Source organism: Streptomyces sp. NPDC056503 (genome assembly GCF_042794995.1).
Lineage (GTDB): Bacteria > Actinomycetota > Actinomycetes > Streptomycetales > Streptomycetaceae > Streptomyces.
Map to the genome: position 1 here is coordinate 14,692 of NZ_JBHTST010000084.1, position 20,580 is coordinate 35,271.

Sequence of the window (20,580 nt, forward strand, 5' to 3'; positions counted from 1 at the left end):
GGGCATGCCACGGAGTGGCAGACAGAGTTCCTGGCGCGAGGACGGCACCCCGGGTGTCGTGCCTCGGGCAGCCTGGTGGTGGAACTCCAGCCTGGGCAGCGCCGCACCTGCCGCGCCCAATTTCCTGAACGCATCACCTGGGTGGGTCCGTGGCCGCACCCGGACCCCGGCACCTTGCACCGATCCGCAGCCCTTGAAGTGTGAGGGCTCGCGAATGCCTCCAGCACGTACTGCGCCCGTTCCGTCACCTGAACGAAGGAACTTCATGCCCTGGTGGCTGATCAGCCGCATCATCAAAGACTCTTGGCGGCAGAATGCTGCGCGGCCCTTCCAGTGGGCCAGCATCCGCAGGGCGCTCTCCGACCAGACGCCCCGCCCCGCGCGCTGGCGGATGTGAAGGAGCCAGGCCCCGACCGGCAGACACGAACCACACCACAAGACGTGCTCACACCTGTCTGTGCGCACCGGGGTCGGACGGTACGCAGATCAGGAACCCTGATGAGCCACGGGGACACCCTCACGCAGAGGGCCCGCTACCACTCCCGCTGCACCGGCATCGGGCACCAGGCCAGCCTTCAGCACCTCCAAACCGCCCACGTACAAGACCCGGTGCCCGCCGCGAGTCCGGACCAGGCCCGCCTGGAGGCTGCCGTGTTCGAGCGCCTGGGCGGCACCATCGACTACTGCGCCCACCCCGCCGGCATCGCCCACGTCCGTCCGAGTACAGATCACTTGGTCGTGGAGGTGGACCGCAAACTCGGTCCCGAACACTCGCTGCCGAGGCACTGCCTTGAGGCTCTCCTGCCCACCCAGTACACAGGACCCGAAGAGGAAGAAGGGCTGACACCCGGGGGGATCGCCGCTGTCCGACTCATTGAAGTCGACTCCAGCGGCCTCCACCTCGGCCTCGCCGGTACCGATGCCCGCGTCACCCTCACCGGACCTCCCCCCAAGTGGTGGCAGACCACCCTCACCCGCCACCGGTCCTCCTGCCGCGATCACAACCTCGTCCCCCTGTGGGACGCGCCCGCGCTGACCCCCTTCGAAGCCACCTACCTCGCCGCCAACTCCACCTGGTGGAAGGAGCAAGCCGACAGGGCATGGATCGCCAGCGGACTGCTCCGCCGGATTGCCCTCTTCCACACGGTGACCAAGCCGTTCTGCATCAGCTACTGGCGTCACGGTCTGGGCTGGAAGTTCGAGCTGCGCTACGAACACGGCGTCCCAGTGGATCACGACCAGCTCATCAAGCACCTGACCGATCCGAAGTGGGGACTGGCGATTCAGAGCACCCGCGACCACTGCGAGTGCAAGCAATGTGACTGCGGCGGGGGAGCAGAACGAAACTGCTGGTTCACCCTCGACACAGGCGGAGGCCGACGCGACGAGATCGTGCTCCACTTCAGGCGCACCCGCGCCGACTACGACCTCACGCACGAGTACGGACGGCTGGTCGCAGCAGGCGCTACGCCCGACTGGCTTGCACAGGCCCTGCCGGCTCACCACCGCACCCCGCAACCTAGCGGTCCGCGCTGAGACGCTCGGCACTCCTGCGAATGCGCTGCCCTCAGGGCCGGGCCAGGATCTCGTGGGATCCGATGCGGCGCCGGACGATGTGCTGCTCACCGGCGATCCGCGCGCGGCTGTACGACCACGCCGCGCGCCCGTCCGGCGCCCAAGTCAGCTCGAAGACACCGGGCATGCTGCGGACGCCCTTCACGCGGAGGCTGGCACGGAAGCGTCCGGGCCCGGCGCGTAGGTCGTCGACGAAGGCGGTGACGGCTTGGCGGAAGCGGCGGCGCTGGGCGGGGGGAGGCGGTCCAGGTCGGTGGTGAAGCGGGGTAGGGCTTCGTACGTCGGCACGGTCTCCTCCAGGAAGCACGAAGCCCCCGGCCGGTGGCCGGAGGCGGGGCCCCACTCGGGGGTGAGGGAGTCGGTGACGTGGTACGGGTCGGGGCGGCTCCCGCCGCTGAGCGGGGGGAGCGCTACGTAGCTCTCTGCTGGTGGACCGGAGTCGCTTGTTGTCGCTTGTCGGGGATCGCGGGGTCGTGGCGCAGTATTCGCACGGCGTCGTCAGGCGTCGTCGCCGTCGGGGAGCGGCGGCATCTCCTTCCTCCAGCGGTCGGGGTGAAGCTGGTGGCAGCCGGCGGGGCACCAGCGGTCCTTGACGTGCTCTCGTTGAGGGAAGGGCGACTGGGCGCTGAGGACCAGGTACACCAGCTCCTCGGTGATCGCGGGGCAGATGGGACAGGCGATTCCGGCTCGGGTGATTTCCATGCGCGGGAGAGTGCACACACTGGCGGCTTACCGTCGCGGGCTGGCCCGGCGGCCCGCCTGGCGGGCGCCCCGGTAAAGATCTGGTGATGCCCTCCCGCCCGGCGGGACCGACCCCGGATCACGCTTTTCCCCAGGTCAGCACCCGGGTTCCATGGGCCGATGATCAGCATGTCGCCTGTGCGCCCGGGGGCCGGGGTGCGTTACCTGTTCCGTGGCGTGATGGCCGGCGACGGCTACCGCCGGGCGGGGACGCCGCTGCGCGCCGCCCAGGACGAAGCCGGTGTCCCGCCCGGCGTGTGGAAGGGCCGGGGCCTGGCCGCGCTCGGCCTGAGGGTCGGGGACGTGGTGAGCGAGCGGCAGGCCGAGCTGCTCCTGGGGGAGGGCCGGCACCCGGACGCCGACCGGATCGAGCGCGAGCTCCTGGCACAGGGCAAGAGCCCGGCCCGTGCCCGGCGGGCGACCGTGCTGGGCAGGCCCATCGAGCACAACGCCTCGCCGAAGACGGAGAAGGCGAAGCAGCGCACCCCCTGGCTGGCGATGGACCTGGTCTTCCGGGCCCCGTCGACGGCCCACATCGCGTGGGCGCTCACCGACGACGAGACCCGTCTCGTGCTGGAGTCGTGCCAGGACGTCGCCCGGGACAGGACGCTGGCGTGGCTGGAGAAGTCGGTCGCGCAGATCCGGTGGGGGAGCGGCGGCAAACACCGCCGGCCCGTGAAGGACGGGCTGGTCGTCGCGGTCTTCCGGCACTACGAGTCCCGCGCTGCCAAGTCGAAGCCGCTGCTCCACGATCACGCGGTCGTCTCGATCAGGGCCCGGCGGCCGCACGACGGGGAGTGGGGCAACCTGTCGGCGGACTCGCTGATGGCCAACATCGTGGCGGCCGACACCCTCTACACCCTCCACTTCATGGAGGAGGTGACGGCTCGGCTCGGGTGGGCGTGGGAGCCGCGCGAGGTGACCCCGGGCCGCCGGCCTGTCATGGAGATCGCCGGGATCGACCAGCGGCTGATCGGCTGGCAGTCGACCCGCCGCCAGCAGATCGAGGACGCGCTGCCCGTCCTCACCGCCAAGTACGAAGAACGCCAGGGGCACCCGCCGGGGGAGAAGGCCGGCTACGCGCTGGCGTGCCAGGCCGCCGATCAGACCCGCCCGCCCAAGCGTACGGAGCTGCTGTCGCTGACCGAGCTGCGGACGCGATGGCGGGAATCGGCGATCCGGGCGTTCGGCGCCTGCACCGTCTACCGGCTTGCCGAGCGGGCGAGGGCGGCGGCCGCGGCGGTGCGGGCGCGGGTGCGACCGGTCGTCGATGTCGTCCTGGCGGCCGTGGACACCGTCGCCGTGGTCTACGTGATGCGCGGCGCGTTCGCGCGCCACCACCTGCTCGCCGAAGCCCGCCGCCACCTCACCTACGCCCTACGCGGCCGACCCCACGAACCCGGCCTGGACGAGCGGATCGTGCAGGCGGCCGTCGACGACTACACCCGCCCCGTCGGGCGCGGCCGGAGGATGACCGCCGACCTGCGCGCCCTGTACCCGCGCGACATCGAGGATCAGGCTGTGCTGCGCCCGCTGACCCGCAGCCGCGCGGCGGCCCCGTATGAACGGGCCCTCCTTGCCGCCGGTGCCCTGGCCGCCCGGGTTCGCGCCGCGCGGCGAGCAGAGCGCCTGGGCTCGCGTCCCCGCCCGTACGCCGTCGCGGTGCCCGCCGCCTCGAGGTCGCACCCACGGCCCTTCCGCGACGGCCGGAAGGACGGCCGCCTCCTGGAGCCGGAGACCGGCGTCGACATCGACGCGGTGGATCGGACCCGCCAGACCCTCGAAGCCGCCGCCGCGAGGGTGACCGCCACGCTCCAGGACAGCCGGCGGGCGCGCGAAGCCGCCCACGGCCCGCGCCCGCAGCCCGCCCCGGCGGCAGCCCCGCCGCAGCACACCCAGCAGCCCGGAACCCAGCACACACCGGGCCGAACCACAGGAGGAGTCACGTGAGCACCCCGGAGGAACAGCCCAACCCCGGCGAAGCCCTCGCCCGTGCCCGTGCCGCCCGCGAGCAGATGGCCGCCGCGCTTGACGAGGCCCAGGAGCCCGACGTCGACGAGCCCGTGGGGTGGCAGCCGATCTGGAAGCGGCCCCGGAAGCCGAAGTCGAAGGCGGCGAAGAAGGAGGAGCTGCGCGATCAGCGGAAGCGACTCCAGGAAGCCGCCAAACGTCGTCTCGCCGCGAGGAACTCGCGCCGGCCTCGCGCCCGGCAGAGCCGGCTCGGCAACGCGGCCGCGCGCCCGGCAGAGCCGGCTCGGCAACGCGGCCGCGCGCCGCGATGCCCGCGCCCTGTCCCGGGTGTGGCACTCCAACGCCTGGCTGTGGTGACGATGCCGAGCACCGTCCGCTGAGTGGAGGCCACCCGATGTTGCGCATCGCCACCGGATGTAGAACATCGGATGGACTCCACTTGATGGGCTCCACCGAGGGGCTCACTCCGGTGCGCCGGACGACGGTGAACTCCACCGTGCTGCGAACCGCGATGGTGCGCCACAACACCCGGTGCGCCGCCGCACCGCTCGACGATGTCTGGCACTCGCGTGCGCCAGTGCTCTGCACCCGGGGTCTCGCACCGCACCGGTGCGACCACCGCCAATCGCCCCCATCAAGTGAGGACAGAGGCGTACGGCCACTCACGTTCAGCCGGACTGGTCCTGCGCCGTCTACAAGTCGGCAGGAAGGACACGAAAGTAGCCAGCGTTGGGCAGCCGCAGGGCACGGAAGTCGTTCTGGTCGAGGGTCAGCACGTCGTACGTGCTCCACTCCCACGCCAGGACGACCGTCGTCGCGTCCGCAAGGTCCAGGTCGAGTCCGGCGTTTGCCTGACGCAGCAGCTGCGCCCGCTCCAGCGTCACGGCCTCGATCGCCGGGATCACGAGACGTTCATCAACGAGACGCTTCTGAAGGTCCAACATCATCCTCACAGCGTCGTGATGGAGGATCCGCGGGTGCTTACTGCGGCTGAGATGGTCGAGCTCAGCCAGGACCAGCGGGGACATCACCACCAGGCCGGCCCGGTTCAGCGCCCAGGCCGCCTTCTCGTACAGCGGGTCAGTCTGGTCGAAAGCAGCAAGCAGTCCCGAGGTGTCGGCCATTAGAACCTGCCAGCCCCCCAGCTGTTTCACTCGCCGCCACTTTCCACTTCGGTCACCATGCCGGCGCCGACGAGGGTGTCGAGAGCTGTGGCGTCCTCATCAGGTAGTGCCGAGCGGTCCACGACCAAGAGCAGCTCCTCTGAAGTCGCAGCGAGCGACGTGGGCATGCTTGTCAGCATGTGCAGCAGGAAGCTGTCACCCCACTTACGCTTGGACGTGACCTTGTGCAGCGCCGCAGGGTCGATCCGGCGACGAAGGGCGACATGCAGGGCCTCACGCATCAGGTCCTCCTGCATCGACAGCTCCGGTGTCGCATGCTGTAGCTTCGCTGCTGCCAATTCTCTTCCAGACTCAGGCAGCGTGACATGCCAGGAGGATTCCGACCTGGCGTCGGAGGAGGCGGGCTGGGAAGGTGTGGGGGAGGCGGTCGGGGCCTGGAAGAACGGATCGTCCGAGCCCCAGACTCGGTTGGCTAGGGTCGCCTTGTGGATGGCCTCACGGATCATCTCGACCGCACTGCGACCGGTCTGCGCCTCGATCGCTTGGAGCGCCTGGATATCGGCAGGGTCCGCAATCTCGGCAGGGAGGGCCGAGAGGTCAACATTATCCATGTACCCAACCTAACGGCGCATCGTACAGTCAGCGGACTGGCTAGCAAGATCCATCTCACGGTCGAGCAGAGACAGAAATTGCTGTCTGGGGTGATCACCGTTGGACTGCGGGGTATGGCTTCCCACAGTTCGAGCCGGTCCTGGAGATGATCAGGATGCCCCGAGTCGGGCTTGGCAAGCCGCGGAAGCAGTTGGACCGTGTGCGGGCCCACAAGGTGTACGACTCTTGGGATATCCGTTCCTACGTACGCAGATGCTGTATCAAGGCGACGATTCCGGCCCTTGCGGATCGCGTGTGCAAAGTGCGGCTCGCGGGGTGGGCACCCGCCTCAGCAGCATTACGTTCGGCGCCGGCGCCGCTCCACACCTTCTGGCTCACCAGGGTGTCGACTACGGCTTCCACGGCAGGGTCGGCGTACCGTCGGGGTCGAGGCCATTTGGCCACAGAGCGTGGAGCAGTCTCTGCAAGGCGGTCTTGCTGCCATAGTTTGCGACCTGCCGGGCCGGTTTCTCAGCGCCCTTCCTATCCCCGGTCTGTTCCCGTATCAGAGCCAGCTGGCACAGAGCACCGAGGTGACCGTGGTCGGCGGCCTCCAGGGCTAGGGTCTCAGCCCCTGTCTTATCCCCGGACTGTTCTCGCATTACCGCCAACTGGCGCAAGGTCCCGTTGTGCCCGAGACCTGCGGCTTCCCGGGCCAGGGCTTCAGCCCCTGCCTTATCCCCAGACTCCTCACGCAGCCCAGCCAACAGGTATAGGCCACCGGGTTTGCCCTTGTGGACGGCTTGCCGAGCGAGCTCCTCGGCTCCTTCCCTGTCCCCATCGTCTTCCCGCAGCCCGATCAAGAGGTAGAGAGCGCGGGTGTTGCCGTGGCTGGCCGCCTGCCGAGCTATGTCCTCGGCCCCGTTCCTGCTCCCAGCCTCCTTTCGAAGCTCGGCCAAGAGGTAAAGGGTGTGAGTGTCGCCGTAGCCAGCGGCTTGCCGAGCCAGGCTCTCGGCCTCCGTATGCTCTCCGGCTTCCTCTCGCGCCAGAGCCAACTGACGCAGTAGGTCGGTGTGGCCGTGATCCGCAGCGCGCCGGGCCAGGGCTTCAGCCCCTTGCCGGTCACCGACCCCTTCTCGTTGCTCGACCAAGCGGCGCACGGCACCAGGGTTGACGCGCTCGTCAGCGTGCTGGCCCTGGACTTCAGCTCCTTTGCGGTTCCCAAACTTCTCCCGGAGCTCGGCCACGCGGTAGGCGAGGCCAGCGTTGCCGCGGGCGGCCTCCCAGGCAACAGTCTCGGCGGGTTGCCGGTCCCCAGCCTTCTCTCCCAGCTCCCCCATGCGATCCAGAGCGGTGGTGCTGTTGTGGTTGACGGCGCGGTTGCGGAGGTGGGCAGCCCACTGCAGGCGGTGCCGGTCATTTGCTGCTTCGGTGAGGCTATTGAGGTCGCTGGGGTCGGTGAGATGGGTGTAGGCGGCGTGCCAGAAAGACGCAGGTGGGCAGAGACGGCGGCGGGTGTCACGGCCGTGTTGCTCGAGATAGTCGGCGAGCAGGAACAGCGGCCCCGCAGGTTTCGAAGCCTCAGAGTTGGCGCCAGTCATGAGGGTGGGAGGACGTCGTGGGGGGCGGGGGTGAGTACGGCGCAGGGGGGCTTGTTTGCCGTGGACGGTGGCGGCGAGTTCGTCATAGGCCAGGGGTGCCCAGTGGTCAGGTAGCTGGTCATGTTCTAGGTCGGTGAGGTAGTCGACGGCGGCGTCGGTCAAAAACACCTGGGGGAGGTGGAGGCCGACGCCGAGACGGCGGGCGTCCATGGCCGCCTCCAGCAGCGCCCGGGCCGGCGCACTGGCATCACGGAGACGGTCGAGGAGGACCGGAGCGCCTGCCAGGTCCTGGGCCACCCGCCCGTCTACGCCGGCACGGGTAAGGGTGTCGGCCAACAGAACATCGCCACTCTTGGCGAGCTCGGCCGCTGTGGCCAGGGCCTGGGCGTCGAAGAACTCCGGGACGGCCAGGGTGCTCGCGGCGAGGAGCTCCCGGGCCCGGCTGTGCGGGTCCGGCTCTCCGGGGGTGGGTATGGCCCGGTATTGCTGGGCGTACTCGGGCCACAAGGTTCCCATGACGAGGACGGGCCCGCGTTCGGGAGAGGTGAGGAGATGGTGGAGGGCAGCGGCGATCCGTTCGCCGTGTTCGCGGTCGCCGAGGTAGTGCTGGGCCTCGTTCAGCCACACCACCGTCTGCGGCCCTACCTGGTGCAGGTCTTCCAGTGCTGCTTCGGCCCGGGTTGGGTCGAATGGGTGCCACAGGTACCAGCCCTCGGCGGCGAGCGGCTGGACCGCCTCCCAGCAGGCCCGTGTCTTGCCCGTCGAGGACGACCCCACCAGGACCACTATCCTGCTACAGCCTGAGGCCGCCTCCTGCACTGCCTCGTCCAGGAGGCGATCGTGTTCCCGCCGTACGTACCGGGAAAGCACCCGCGCGCCGGGCCCGCCCACGCTCCCGTTCGACATCACGGTGGGGCCTGCCGGGTGCACTTCCAGAGCATGCGGATCCCACTCACCGATCGGGCGGCCCAACTTGGGGACGTCCTCCACGTTCCGCTCTTGCGGATTACTTGCCTCAGGGCTCGTCCTTGTGGCGCGGTGGCGCAGCCCCAGCAGTTCTTCGCGCGGAAGGCGTAGGGCATCGGCGAGAGCTGCCACCGTCGCTTCCGACGGCACCGGCCCGTTCTCGCGGAACGCTTCCGACACCGTCGTACGCCCCACCCTGGCGCGGCTGGCGAGCAAGGTCTTGGTCCACCGGCCTCTGGCCAGCTCCCCGCGGAGTCTCCGGCGCAGCTCGGTGAGAGCCGCTTCCCCGACCAGTCCCTGTTCCTCGTTCACCTGCTTGCTCCCCAGACCCCGCAGTGTTCGACGGTGTTCATCATCGTCCGGCCTGAACCACGGCGAACACTGTTTCCGCGATCTTCGGTCACGCCAGCACCTCCATCACCCCTACCGGGAGCCTGCCGTGAACCTCGCCCTCATTCTCCTCACCACCGTGCTTGTCCTCGTGATCGCGCTGCTCGCCGCCGTCGGCGCGGGTAAGCTCGCTCGGCTGGACGGCGCCACCTACCCCACCGCCCTCACCCGCGCCGTCATCGTTTTCACGGCGGTGCTCACCCTCGCGGCTGCCGTCACCGCCGCCTTCACCGGCCTCGTGAAATGACCCGCCACCTGGGCCCCGCTGATCCCGGCACCGGCCCCACCCTGTCCGGGTAGGGTCGGGCGCAGCCCGTGCCGATATGGCGTGCGCGGGCCAGGCCCGGTGCCCAGAGCGCTCTGGGGGCAGTACCACCGGGCCGCCCATCTTTCCCGCTCCGCCCGTACACACGGGTCGCCTGCACGCGTCGTACGACTGCCTTTGGTAAGTGGCTCTCACCATGGTGAGTCCGTCCACGTCCCTGATAGGTCTCGGACCTGTTTTCCCAGGTGAATAGGCCTGTTGATAGGCGAGGCTGATAGGGGATCGGAGCACATTCACCACGCGTGTGGAGCAGGAAGTGGTGAGGCCCGCGAACGAGCCGGCAACTGGCTCAGCATCAAGGTAGCCGGGTACATCTGACCCATGCCCGGACAGATCGCAGGCCCGGGGAGTGAAGACATCCCCGGGGCCCGGTGTATGTGGTCGTGCTCTTCAGCGACACGGAGGGCAGTGGCCAGGCCGTCGTCGGCTGACGCCGACGCAGAGCCCGGTTAACCCATGGCGCCTGGTAGGTCAGGCTATGCCTACCTGCGGCTGGTGATGCTTGCCACGAGGGCGTTGACGAGTTCTTGCAAGGAGGTGATCTCCTGGCGTAGGTCGTCGTCGACAACGGCTGGCAAGTCCGTGGGGTCGATGGATGAGATGTTTTTGCGGGTTGCCTTGAGCGCTCTCTGGAACCGCACCCGTTGCTCGCTCACACGCAGTTGCGGATCCGCTTCGACGACCTTGGCCACCAGCTCTTGCACTGCTTCGTAGGTGTGGGACACCGCTTCCGGGTCAGCTGTGTCGTCGGTAACCTCCGCCAAGTGCGCGGTGACTTCGTTCCTTATCTGCTCCGGCAGTTCGATCACCTGCCCGGAAGGGGCCTGAGCCTTCCCTTCTTCAGCCGCTTGCCGGACATAGAAAAGGTGTTCTTCGCGGCGTTCCTCAGCGGTGAGGGCTTTGAGCGCATTGCGAGCGGCCTCTGCCGTCTTGGGGTCGGCCATGATCGCCGCACGCAGCGCAGTGGGATTCTCTGCGACTTCTAGTGCCTTGGTCGGCCGGATCCCCTCTGCTTCAGCGGCCGCGCTGATGAGGGCGCCCCGGTCGGAGGAGGCACTGCGGCGGCTCGTGTAGTACAGCGTCCAGTCCTCGGCCGGAGGAAGCTCCATGGGTTCATGACCGGGATACAAGTGAGTCGCGCTCACCATTACGGCGCCCGCCCCGTGTGCTGCTTCCCACGCCTTGTAGTAGCGCAGGATGCGTTCAGGAGACGTACCTGCGCGCCGGGCGAACTCGGCAGCGGAGATCTTGGGCATGCCTCCGTGCCTCGGCGCTTCCACCGTTCCAGCATTCGCTGGATGTACCTGGCAGGCCACGAAGAAGGCCAGCCACCAACTACCAGCCTTGTCAAGGGCCGTCCAAGCTTGGATGTCCCGTTCTCGCTGCTGCTCGGAGTAGCTGGTGATGCCGTCTTCTGCCAGAAGCCGGCGCACCTCGGCACGCATGGCGTCCATCTTCGTCCGGATCTCAGTGACCGTTTCGTGCGGATGGCGCATCTGCAGTAGCACGTGGACGTCCTGTACCCGCTGACCAAGGCCGAACGGCGGCTTGGCCTCGATGAAATCCGCGAAGGAGGAGAACGGGGCAGAGGAGTTGATCCCAGAGGGAATCTGGCGCCACGTGCCGTCAGCCACGACGGCGGCAAGCAGCTCAAGGAAGCCGCCGGGCGTTCCGCCATCGCGCTCCGCAGCGTTGCGGAGCCGGTAGACACGCTCCTGTTCTGGGGTGAGCTGCGAGTTCGACTCTATGCGTACGCTCATACGGCCCTCCTATTTCAGGGCTAGTGCGGCCTTCAGCCGCTTCTCGGCGCGATCGACGGTGTTGGCCGTCTTCGTGGTGTAGCCAGCGACTTCGTTCACTCTGAACGTGGCCTTTTGGACAGCGTCCTGGTAGCCGGCGGATCCGGGCGCCACGCCGCAGGCGTGAAGATACCGGGTGATGGCGGTCGTGGTCCTGCTCCTGAGGTCCTCCATGATCTCCTTGTCGGTACGCGGAGGCTGAGGCATCTCGACGAAGACCTCATGGTCCGAGTCACCTCGCGGACCCGGTACGTCCTGCGCCCTTTTCGCCCGGATACCGTACAGATCCAGGAATCTTGCGAGCTTGGTCGCGTCCTCAGCAGAGTCCACCTCCACCTTGATCGACTCGATGAGCATCAGCTCGTCAGATTCGACATCGGTGTCGTTGCTCGCGGCACGGGTGGTTGTGGCTACAGCCGATTCCACGAAGGTCAGCGCGAGCTGGCCTTCCTCGGCGGTGCCAGTCGACTCCTCAGCGGCCTCACGTTCCTTGACGCGGCGCAGACCTTCCTCCCGCTGACCGCGCAGGTGCTCGAGGAAGTCCTTCATCTTCGGGTCATCCGGAGCGATGATCAGACACGACTGCTCCCGGGGAGCCATCCCGCTCCAGACCCGCAGCCCTCGCCCGACCAGCTGCATGAGATGTCCGGTGTCGCGGTAGTGAGTCAGGATTCCGACAACGCTGATCTGGGGGCAGTCGTAGCCGATGAACGCCATCCGCACGGTCACGAGGATGTCCATCGGCAGGGAGCGGAACTCCGCCAAGGCCCGAGGCGCCTCCGTGTCGGAGGAGACGGCGATTCCGACACGCAGACCCGGATGGCGGCTTTGCAGGTACTTCTGGACCTTCCTGGCTTCGCTCTGCCCCATGCAGGAGATCAGCCCGCGGTATTCGGGATTGAACCGCTGCTTGTCACGAACCTTGTCGACGACCTGCTCCACCAACGGCTCCCAGGTCTTGGGATCACGCAAGACCTCGGCCAGGCCGTCCCCATCGTCCGACAGGTTGTACGTGAGGAGCGTGTCGCCGCTGTTGCGGTCTGCGGGATCGCCCAGGGTGCGACGCGACACACGCGCCTCAGTCAGGTGCATCTCGAAGGTACGCAGGTAGTTTTCCGCAATGCCGTCGGCGTACGTGGCCTCGGCGTGCTTGACCAGGGGCCTGAGACCTCTGGGGTCGTCAGGCCGCGGCTCGGCGTAGTCGGCCAGCACCAGAGGAGCGTTGTCCGCACGGTACGGCGTGCCGGTCAGAAGCAGAGTATGCAGCGCGAAACCGTGGAGCTTTTGGATCAGGGTGCCGGCACGTGTACCGCCGCCGTCGTTGTCCTTGGAGTCTCCGCAGAACTGGGCCTCGTCAGCGATCAGCAAGAAGCGGCCCTGGTGTTTAGTAGCCCACTCCAGGAAGATCGACTCGCTGGTGGCAAGAGCACTATAGGTAGCAACGAAGCCGGTGCCCTTCCCCTCTGTGAGCGGGACCTCATTCGTGCGGTGCCAGATCTTGCCGAACCGCGGCGTCTCGAACAGCTTGCACAGACCTTCTGATCGCTTGTCGGGAGTGAGATGCTGCCACCCGATCTCACACTGCTGCGCCAGCGTGACGCGAGGCACGAACACCGCGATGTGGTCGATGCGGCCCTCACGGAACAGACGAGTGGCCAGTGACAAGTACGCCAGTGTCTTTCCCGAACCTGGCGAGGCAAGGACAACCGTCCGGTCGCGGCCCGACTCGATGCCATCGATGACTTGGGTGACCACATCCGCCTGAAACGGTCGCGGCTTGAACCTGTCCTGGAACTGCATCTCCCGCCCCTTCTTGTTGTTGCACCCTGCGCACAGGGCCTGTCCGTTCTCGACGGTCGTCGGACCACCGGCGATCCAAGGGATGCGGTGGTCGGCGTTCCAGCCGGAAACCAGCTCTTTGCCACAAAGCTCGCAACATCCCTCGGCGAGCGAGTACAAGACCTGACGTTGCTGGCTACTGAAAAAGCGCTGCGGATCAAGCTCTACCAAGGCCCTCCCCCTCGCAGGCAGCGATGGCCGCAGCCTAGACCGCCCCTCTGACAGTCGGTGCCGAATCAGCTACAGCAACCGCAAGACGGTGACGATCCTCGGAAGATCTTCGGGTCGCAGAACATGGGGTCTGGCGCCGTCAACGGAGCACCAGCTATACGGCCTGCGTGGGATGCCAGGGCAGACTGCATGTCGGCGAGACCCGACCTGGGCGTGGGTCGGTCGCCGGCCGGCTTGGCTTCGGCTGACCCTACGACGGTGGGCCGGGCAGGAAGAAGCCTTGGAATCTGCGTTAGGGCTTCTTTCCGTGCCGCCACCGACCGACGTGTGCTCCGCTGATGGCCCCGGCCGGGGAGACTGGGACCACCAGATCGACGGACGTGGGATCAGCGGGTGTGCCGGGTCAGCGCTGCTGGATCCACCAGATGATCCACGCGGTCCCGCTCGCACCCACGGTGCTGGCGGCGCCACGGAGGACGCCGTAGCCCGCCGTACGGGCGAGGGCGCGCAGGCGACGATGGCGGACGCCGTCCAGCAACTGCTGCAGCCGGGTCGGGATCTCGGACCAGATGTGGCGCAGCTTGCCGCTGCCCTTGCGATGGCGGGTCGACGCCAGCTGGTCAGTGCCCTTAGTCTCATTAGACATGCTGATGGTGCCTCCTTGGGGAGTGACTGTCAGTTTCTTCACTGGGCGGCTCCCTGCTCCAACAGGGGGCCGTCGCCCGTTTGCGGGGCGGCGGCCTGCGCCGCGCCCGACCCAGGTGTGCCGGGCCGGGAGTCGTGGGGCCGGGGCCGTGCGCCCCAGCGGTGCTCATCGCGGGATCGCGACCCCCGAGAGCGCGGGAACACGGGAACCGATCCGCAGCGCGGTACGGGCGACGCCCTCAAGAGTCCAAGAGGCCTCTGCCGCCTCGCGCTCCGTCTTGTTGACGTTCAGGTCGAACGGCGCGGCGAGCGCCCAGCGCACACCCGTGCTCTGGCCGAAGATGGAGGAGCCGTCCAGGTACTGCTCAGTGAGGAACTCGTGCAGCAGCCCCTTTGCCTTCAGCTCCGTGATGCCGCGCCCGACGGTCGCCAGGGAGATCCCGTACCAGGACGCGAACTGCTTGTCCTTGTGCAGGACGAAGGAGGGCTTGCGCTGGCTCATGAAGATGAACAGCATCGCCTTCGCTGGCATCGTCAGCGACTTGTAGTACTCCTGCTCCCAGTACGCGAAGGGCACCTTGAAGTAGATGTCCTTGCGGGAGCCCTCCCAGTTGCCCGACGGCAGCGTGTACGGGTCCCCGGAGCCGTCCTCGTGCAGCTTGGTGATGCGGGTCATCCGGCCGTCCGGCGCCGTGCTGATCAGTTTCAGTTCCTTCAGCTTGGCCAGGTGCCGGGAGACTGCGGCGCTCGCCGTGCCGTCGGTGGCGAACGAGATCCCTGCGGCGCGACCCCATGTCTCGGACCGGCGAGTCACCCCCCAGTCGCCGTCGACGCGACCACGCGGGAGTGGTCCCCGTGCGGCGACGCAGTGGATCAGGAGGAAGAGCTCCAGTCGCTCGGGGCTGCGCAGCAGGCGACGGAGAGGGCCGGGTTTCGTGACCAGGCGGGGGCCGGGGAGAGTGTCCTGGACGAACGCGCGCCGGATGGGGACAGCGCGGCTGGAGCGCTTGGACTCGTCCAGCAGCATTCGTATCGTGTCGCCCTGGCTCACGGCCTTGTCCCGCTTGAGCACGGTCAGTTCGGTGTTCACGGGACCAACTATGCGCCCCAGCGTGGGCGGTTCGGGCGCCGGTTGCGGGAGCGCGCACCCGGCCGGGCGCCCGCTCAGCTCGGCTAGTCGGAAAACATGTGAACACTGATGACCCCGATAGGAAACTCTGTCCATCAAAGACCGCAGGCTGGACTGTGTTTGTGGCCCGTAACTCTTGTGTACTCAGATTGCGATCTATAGCAACCTGGATGCCAACACTTGACAATCTCAACTCGTGACTTCGTGCTTGGGAGGAGACGGCCCGAGTGGGGCCTGGCGGACCGGGACACGCCCGGCCGCCGGTGCCGCTATCCGCATGTCGTCTCCACCTGGGCGACGCGCTCCGGGCGGCCGTGACGGGGTCCGTACGACTGCGCCGACAGCACGAGACCCTGGGCCTGTACGGGCCCAGGGTCCGGTGGGGGAGCGCGTAGCGGTCGTCTCAGTAGGAGTCCTCCCGTTCGGAGGGCGGCCCGTACTGCTCGATGAGGTCGCAGGTGCAGGTGCCGTCCTGCAACGTATCGGCGTGGGGCACATGCTGCCCATGCGCCAGCACCTCCGGCGTCATGGTTTGCGCCGGGCCGCTGTCCGTCGGAGCCGAGGCGGCTTGCTTTGGTGCTGCGCCCGCCCAGTCGACACCGAGCTCGGCGAGCTCGGCGCGCTGCTCCGTCGTGAGCCTGTCGCGCCTCGATTTGGTATTCGAGACCCATACGCCTAGCTTCACGGTCACCGGTTCCGTCTTGCCGTCGACCACGATCTCCTCAGCGTGGCTGCGCGGGACAGGCCGGTCCGCGCCTTCCCGTTCCACCCACTGGGCGAGGGCCGCCAGGCCGCGCTGGAACGCCTGCTGCGCCTTGCCCTGGCCCTTCGTCGCACCCTTGGCGACCGGTGCGGGAGACGACGCCTCAGCGGGCTTGACGCCCAGCTGGGTCAGCCGGTCCCGCTGCTCGGGCATCAGCTGTGCCCAGGTTCCCGGTTCCTGCTGCCGCCACCTCCAGGTGCCGATGTCATCACCGTCGAAGACGACGCCCGGCGCGATGTAGGGCAGCTGGCCGTCGGCGTCGACAAGGTCGGCGAGGACCCGGTAGTGGCGCTGCCAGTTCAGCGGCCACGGGCAGTTCCAGTCCTTGTCGATCGCCGCCAGCTGCTCCGCGCGTACGGTGGCCCGTTCCGGGTCCTTGCCCAGGCCGCCCTTTCGGCGGAGGTTGGCCATGTGCTGCCCGATGGGCACCATTGCCTCGCCCTCGCCCCACACCGCGTCCTGCCGGGGCGCGAGGTGTCCGGTGGCCCGCCGGTACGAGCGCAGTGCGGCTAGCTTGTTCTCCCACGCTTCCTCGCCCGGCTCCCAGACCATCCCGGCCTCCGGGGCGTCGAGTAGCGTCTTGCGCCGGTCCCCGAGCTCGCCGGCCCGCAGCGTCTTCCTCTGCTGGTGCACCCAGCGTCCGAGGGGGAAGTCCTTGGTGACGCCGACCTCGACCTCGACGTCGTACGGGACGGCGTAGACGCCGGTGATCTCGTTCTCCTTCCGCCACCGGATGAGGGCCTGGTAGCCCTCCAGCCACACCAGCGACTCCGGCCGGTACACCCGCGTCCGGAGGAAGGCGGCGATGGTCGCGGCGTCGCGCGGACTGGAGAAGTGCAGCAGGGCGGCTTCGGCGGCGGCCTGCGTGTCGTCGTCCTCCTGGTCCTCGCCTCCGTCCGCGCCGCCGGCCCCGACGATCCGCCCGTCCTCGTCGCGCCGTAGGTGCACCTTGCGCTTGCCGCTCGTGAGCGCCCGGGAGGCGAGCTGTTCGACCAGGCGCTCGTCGTGGCTGCGCAGCCCCTGGAGTACGGCGACGAGCGGTTTGAAGCTGGCGGAGGCGACCATCCCCTCGGGGTCCTCGTTCGGCTCCAGGAACACCGGCACGATGATCCTGGCCACCTTCGTGCTGCCGTCCCTGTTGAGCCTCAGCGCGCGGCCGATGTTCTGCACGATCTCGACCTGGGAGCCGCGGGTGTCGGCGAAGCACACCGCCTCGACTCCCCGCTCGCCAGTGATGTCCACGCCTTCCCCGAGCACGCGCACGCTGGCGAGGAGGGCGCGGTGGACCCGGCGGCCCGCGGCGTCGATGCCGTTGGCGAACTGGCGCAGGACCTCGCGCCGCTCGGCGACGAGGTGGTCGCCGCACAGCCACGCCGACCACACGCGGTCCGGCGGGACGTGGCGGCCTGCCTCCAGTTCGTAGAACTCGGCCTCGATCGACGACGCGGGCAGCTTCTTCGCGGCCGCCAGGTCCGCGTCGGAGGCGTCGTTCATGTACAGCTCGGCCGCGGTCTCGGGCAGCTTCTCCGCGAACGCTGCGGCCTCCTCGACCTTCTGGTGGAAGGTCATGACGGTGCGCAGGTTCCAGGCGGCGGCGTGCTCCAGGAGCGCGGTCTGCAGCAGCGCCAGGCGCCGGCCCCGCCGCGCGTCCTCCGACTCCCCGAGGACGGGGGATGGGTCGCGGATCTCCAGCACGTCTATCTCGAAGCCCGCGAGGATTTCCCGCTCGATCGCCTCGCTCAGCCCGAGCTCCGCGAGCCACGTGCCGTAGGTGCCGTCCGGGTCGTCGGCCATGGTCGCGAGCTCCACCTCCTGGCCGTCTTCGCCCTTCTGAGGCCGGGGAGCGGCGAGGATGCGCGGGGTCGCGGTGAGGTAGAGCCGGAAGTCGGCAGGGATCCGCTGGTTGTCGTGGATCGCCGCCCACGGCCGGCCGAGGTCACCGGCGGTTCCGTGTGCCTCGTCCACGATGGCGAGGTCGAACCCGTCCATGCGCTGGCCGTACAGGCGCTCCCCGCCCGTCAGAGCGGCCTCCAGCGGCCCGCGAACTTTCCCCCGGCCCGTCGGGTCCTCCAGGTCCTCGCGGTCCACCAGGGAGGCGTAGGTGGCGAACACGACCACGGGGCCAGTCCCGGCCCACAGGGCGAGCTGGATGGCGTTGGTGGTGGTCCGCACACCCAGTGCGCCGAGGACCGGGTCGTTCTCCAGCGAGCACACCGCGACCATGGGGGCCCGGTGGCCCACAGCGCGCCATGCCTGGGCGGTCTGGACGAGCAGGTCCAGGGTCGGGACGGTGACGAGGATCCGACTGTGGGGGAAGCAGTCTCGCGCTGCCCACGCGGCGGTGATGGTCTTGCCCGATCCGGTGGCGGAGACGAGGGTGCCGCGGGCGCCCCGGGTGGGAACGGGCACGCGCTCGGGGCGGCCGACCCAGGCGCGGATCGCGGTGACAGCGGCGACCTGGTGCTCACGGAGGTGAATCACCCGAGCTGCTCCTTTGCTCGCAGGGTCGGTGGGGTTTTCGTAGGGGCCGGGGCCTGCCGGATCGTGGCGGCTTTGCGGCGCCGGTGCTCGCGCTGGGCTTGGGCGCGGGCGCATTCGCGGGCGCAGTACTTGATGCCACTGGTGCGGTTTTGGCCGTACTCGGCGCGGCCACGCTGGCGGACGAAGTCCCGTCCGCAGGTCTCGTTCGCGCAGGTGCGGATGGTGGCGTCCTCGGCGAGGTGGTTGTACAGCTGGAGGAAGGCGACGGAGAGGATGGAGGGCCGGCGGTCGGTGAGGCTGCCCAGGCCGACGCTGAAGGTCGCGAGGTTGTAGTGCAGGGCGTTTTGGAGCGCGTCCAGTCGCAGGCTGAGGGTGGTGGAGCGCAGCTCGTCGAGGGTTTTGGGGTAGCCGCTGTCGTCGTGGTCGTTCTCGGCGGCGATGTCGGCCAGGTGCTGTTCGGTGACTTCCGTTTCGACGAGTTCGTCCAGCCCGCCGGGGCGGCGGCATGCCAGCCACGTGGCGATGGCGCTCTGAGCCTCGCTGATGTGGTGGCGTACGAGGTCGCCGTGCAAGGACCAGGGGCCGTATCGGGGATGCTCCCGCTCCTCGAGCTCCTCCAGCCGGCTGTACTCGTCGTGGTCCCAGCTGCCGGAGTCGATGCTGCCGCCGAGGCGCCCGTATCGGTTCATCCAGCCGGCCACGGTAGCCAGGTCTGCCGGATCCACCTCCATCAGCTCGCGCAGGTAGAAGTCGTCCGGCAGCGACGCCTTTTCCACGGCCCGGTCAAAGTCCGGGACAGCCCACACGATCCAGTCGCCCTCGGCCCGGACCCTGTGCATGGGTGTCATCTCCGGCAGGGGGACCGGCGTCCCCGGCCAGAGCGTGGGACGAAAACGTGGGTCTTCGTATGCCGCCATGAAGGGCATCATAAGGGTGAGCGCGTAGTACGAAGAAGGGGAACGCTCGTATCACCTACAGGCGAACATGTCGGAGGGGGCGTCGTGGTGACGCAGTGGCAGCAACGCAAGGCGGTCGGCGACGCACACGAGCAGCGCGTCGCAGCCGCGCTCGCGTCGCAGGGATGGACGGTCGAACGCTGCGGGCAAGGCACCTACCCGCCCGCAATTCAGCAGGCCTTGGCCCGGACCACCTCGGCGCTGCGTTGGTTCCCCGACCTGATCGCCGCCCGCGCCGGCGAGGTCGTCACCATCGACGCGAAGGACTCCATGCCCAGCAGCACCTCCGGCCGCTATGCCGTCGCGGACGAAGCCGTCCACGCCGGCCTGCAGTTCATCGCCGCCAACCGGCCGACCCCGCTCTACTACGTGTTCGGGGACCTGCGTGTTCTGACCCCGGTCGAGATCCTCCACTACACCGGCCACGCCGAACGCCAGCACGACGGCGCCTACCGCCTGGTCAGCACCCGCCAGGCTCACTCCTTCGACACCGTCTTCGGCCGCCGTCTGCCGCTGCGTGCGGCGAGCTGACCACCCCAGCCGCCCCCGCAACGCCAGCAGGCCCCCGGCGCAGAAATCCCGAGCGAGAAAGAGGCCCCGCCCCAGACGTCGAACTCCTACCGGCTTCCTTCGAGACCCGGCACTCACCGCAGCCGGCCCTGGCCCTCCCTACACCGCCCGCCGGGGCAAGACGATGTCGCCGGACTGCGGCCACCTCTACGAGCTCGCCGCCGACTACAAGGGATCCGCGACCGCCACGTGGACCATCGCCTGGACCGCCCCGGCCCTTGGCGACTCCGGCACCCTCACCGAGACCCGGTGCACTCCCTTCACTGTCCCCGCGGTCGGGGTACAGGCCTTCAACTGACGCGTGACCAGCCGTGGTGAGTACGGGCAGGCCCGCACTCACCACGCCCACCACCACACTCACCACCGGCCTTGCCAAGCCTCACCCCGCACCGCTGTGACCTGTGAGGGTCAGTGTTTGGGTCACTCCGTGAGCCCGTGCCCGGACCGCTTTGCGGAGGGGACGTCATCGAGCATCAGGAGCACGAGCCCGGCCCCGCCCGTACGTCATCTCGGTGACGTACCGCCGCCCACCGCGTCTTCCTTCCTCCCTGACAAGGCCCGCTCCCGCCCCCTTGCCACAGGCCGCGATCCGGTTGCGCCACCAGTTGCGCCGTAGGTTCCGCCACGGGTTGTATCACCGGTTGCGGGCCCCTCTGGCCGATCTTCGCGTCCGTGCTGGTCACAGACCGTGGGTCACTCGATTCCGGCGCCGACACCTCTCCTAAAGGCCAGGAGAGGTGTCTTTCTTCCTTCTCCACCCTGGCGCGCGGCAGGGGGCGGTCCATCCCGGCACCGGTCCGAGAGTTCGCTCCTCGGCGGCGCCGGCGTTTGACGGGTTACACGCCCGCCGGGGATTCGTGGAGGATGGGCCAGAGTTCGACGGGCTCGGTGTCGGCGATGGGCATGTCCGCGGCGATCGCCTGCGCCCGCTGGAGGCTGTGGC

The 20,580-nt window shown here is 68.5% G+C and carries 16 protein-coding genes and 1 pseudogene; 6 read left to right on the forward strand and 11 right to left on the reverse strand.

Features of this window, described 5'->3' with window-relative positions; translation table 11 throughout:
* The first annotated feature begins 498 nt into the window (after positions 1–498).
* Positions 499–1,536, forward strand: a complete 1,038-nt coding sequence (locus ACFQ8C_RS23635; RefSeq protein WP_383460935.1) for a hypothetical protein — start codon at positions 499–501, stop codon at positions 1,534–1,536.
* A gap of 31 nt (positions 1,537–1,567) precedes the next feature.
* On the opposite strand, the gene ACFQ8C_RS23640 is transcribed toward ACFQ8C_RS23635, so the two are convergent.
* Positions 1,568–1,702, reverse strand: a complete 135-nt coding sequence (locus ACFQ8C_RS23640) for a hypothetical protein (RefSeq protein ID WP_383460938.1) — start codon at positions 1,700–1,702, stop codon at positions 1,568–1,570.
* Between the two features lie 371 nt (positions 1,703–2,073).
* Positions 2,074–2,277, reverse strand: a complete 204-nt coding sequence (locus tag ACFQ8C_RS23645) for a hypothetical protein (RefSeq protein WP_383460940.1) — start codon at positions 2,275–2,277, stop codon at positions 2,074–2,076.
* A gap of 159 nt (positions 2,278–2,436) precedes the next feature.
* Between ACFQ8C_RS23645 and mobF the strand changes: the two genes are divergently transcribed.
* Together mobF and ACFQ8C_RS23655 are read left to right on the forward strand one after the other, a co-directional pair.
* Positions 2,437–4,266, forward strand: coding sequence for a MobF family relaxase (mobF, locus tag ACFQ8C_RS23650; RefSeq protein ID WP_383460943.1), 1,830 nt, complete (start codon positions 2,437–2,439; stop codon positions 4,264–4,266).
* Positions 4,263–4,644: pseudogene (locus ACFQ8C_RS23655) on the forward strand (hypothetical protein). The gene mobF and the pseudogene ACFQ8C_RS23655 overlap by 4 nt, the downstream one beginning before the upstream one ends.
* A gap of 335 nt (positions 4,645–4,979) precedes the next feature.
* Here ACFQ8C_RS23655 and ACFQ8C_RS23660 read toward each other — a convergent pair.
* The 3 genes from ACFQ8C_RS23660 to ACFQ8C_RS23670 all read right to left on the reverse strand — a co-directional run bounded on the left by ACFQ8C_RS23660 (position 4,980) and on the right by ACFQ8C_RS23670 (position 8,881).
* Positions 4,980–5,411, reverse strand: coding sequence for a PIN domain-containing protein (locus tag ACFQ8C_RS23660; RefSeq protein WP_383460946.1), 432 nt, complete (start codon positions 5,409–5,411; stop codon positions 4,980–4,982).
* Between the two features lie 26 nt (positions 5,412–5,437).
* Positions 5,438–6,022 carry a hypothetical protein gene (locus ACFQ8C_RS23665; RefSeq protein ID WP_383460949.1) on the reverse strand — a complete coding sequence of 195 codons (585 nt, stop codon included), beginning with the start codon at positions 6,020–6,022 and terminating at the stop codon, positions 5,438–5,440.
* Between the two features lie 390 nt (positions 6,023–6,412).
* The gene (locus tag ACFQ8C_RS23670; RefSeq protein ID WP_383460951.1) at positions 6,413–8,881 is read right to left on the reverse strand and encodes an AAA family ATPase; all 2,469 of its coding nucleotides are present in this window, start codon (positions 8,879–8,881) and stop codon (positions 6,413–6,415) included.
* Positions 8,882–9,008: 127 nt separating this feature from the next.
* On the opposite strand from ACFQ8C_RS23670, the gene ACFQ8C_RS23675 reads away from it, so the two are divergent.
* Positions 9,009–9,206 (forward strand): hypothetical protein, encoded by a 198-nt coding sequence (locus ACFQ8C_RS23675; protein ID WP_383460954.1) that lies wholly within the window; start codon positions 9,009–9,011, stop codon positions 9,204–9,206.
* Between the two features lie 560 nt (positions 9,207–9,766).
* On the opposite strand, the gene ACFQ8C_RS23680 is transcribed toward ACFQ8C_RS23675, so the two are convergent.
* The 6 genes from ACFQ8C_RS23680 to ACFQ8C_RS23705 form a co-directional block, all read right to left on the reverse strand.
* On the reverse strand, positions 9,767–11,044 hold the full coding sequence (locus ACFQ8C_RS23680) for a hypothetical protein (RefSeq protein ID WP_383460956.1): 1,278 nt from the start codon (positions 11,042–11,044) through the stop codon (positions 9,767–9,769).
* 9 nt (positions 11,045–11,053) lie between these two features.
* Complete coding sequence (locus tag ACFQ8C_RS23685; RefSeq protein ID WP_383460958.1) at positions 11,054–13,093, reverse strand: DEAD/DEAH box helicase family protein; 2,040 nt, start codon at positions 13,091–13,093, stop codon at positions 11,054–11,056.
* 403 nt (positions 13,094–13,496) lie between these two features.
* The gene (locus ACFQ8C_RS23690) at positions 13,497–13,739 is read right to left on the reverse strand and encodes a hypothetical protein (protein WP_383460960.1); all 243 of its coding nucleotides are present in this window, start codon (positions 13,737–13,739) and stop codon (positions 13,497–13,499) included.
* Between the two features lie 165 nt (positions 13,740–13,904).
* Entirely contained in the window at positions 13,905–14,828 is a 924-nt protein-coding gene (locus ACFQ8C_RS23695) for a hypothetical protein (RefSeq protein ID WP_383460962.1), read from the reverse strand.
* Between the two features lie 442 nt (positions 14,829–15,270).
* On the reverse strand, positions 15,271–18,111 hold the full coding sequence (locus tag ACFQ8C_RS23700) for a Helicase associated domain protein (protein ID WP_383460964.1): 2,841 nt from the start codon (positions 18,109–18,111) through the stop codon (positions 15,271–15,273).
* Complete coding sequence (locus ACFQ8C_RS23705; RefSeq protein ID WP_383460966.1) at positions 18,108–19,028, reverse strand: hypothetical protein; 921 nt, start codon at positions 19,026–19,028, stop codon at positions 18,108–18,110. The genes ACFQ8C_RS23700 and ACFQ8C_RS23705 overlap by 4 nt, the downstream gene beginning before the upstream one ends.
* Before the next feature lie 84 nt (positions 19,029–19,112).
* Between ACFQ8C_RS23705 and ACFQ8C_RS23710 the strand changes: the two genes are divergently transcribed.
* Positions 19,113–19,598: a hypothetical protein gene (locus ACFQ8C_RS23710; protein WP_383460969.1), complete on the forward strand. Its 486-nt coding sequence runs from the start codon at positions 19,113–19,115 to the stop codon at positions 19,596–19,598.
* 163 nt (positions 19,599–19,761) lie between these two features.
* The gene (locus ACFQ8C_RS23715) at positions 19,762–19,935 is read left to right on the forward strand and encodes a hypothetical protein (RefSeq protein ID WP_383460971.1); all 174 of its coding nucleotides are present in this window, start codon (positions 19,762–19,764) and stop codon (positions 19,933–19,935) included.
* Positions 19,936–20,580 lie beyond the last annotated feature (645 nt).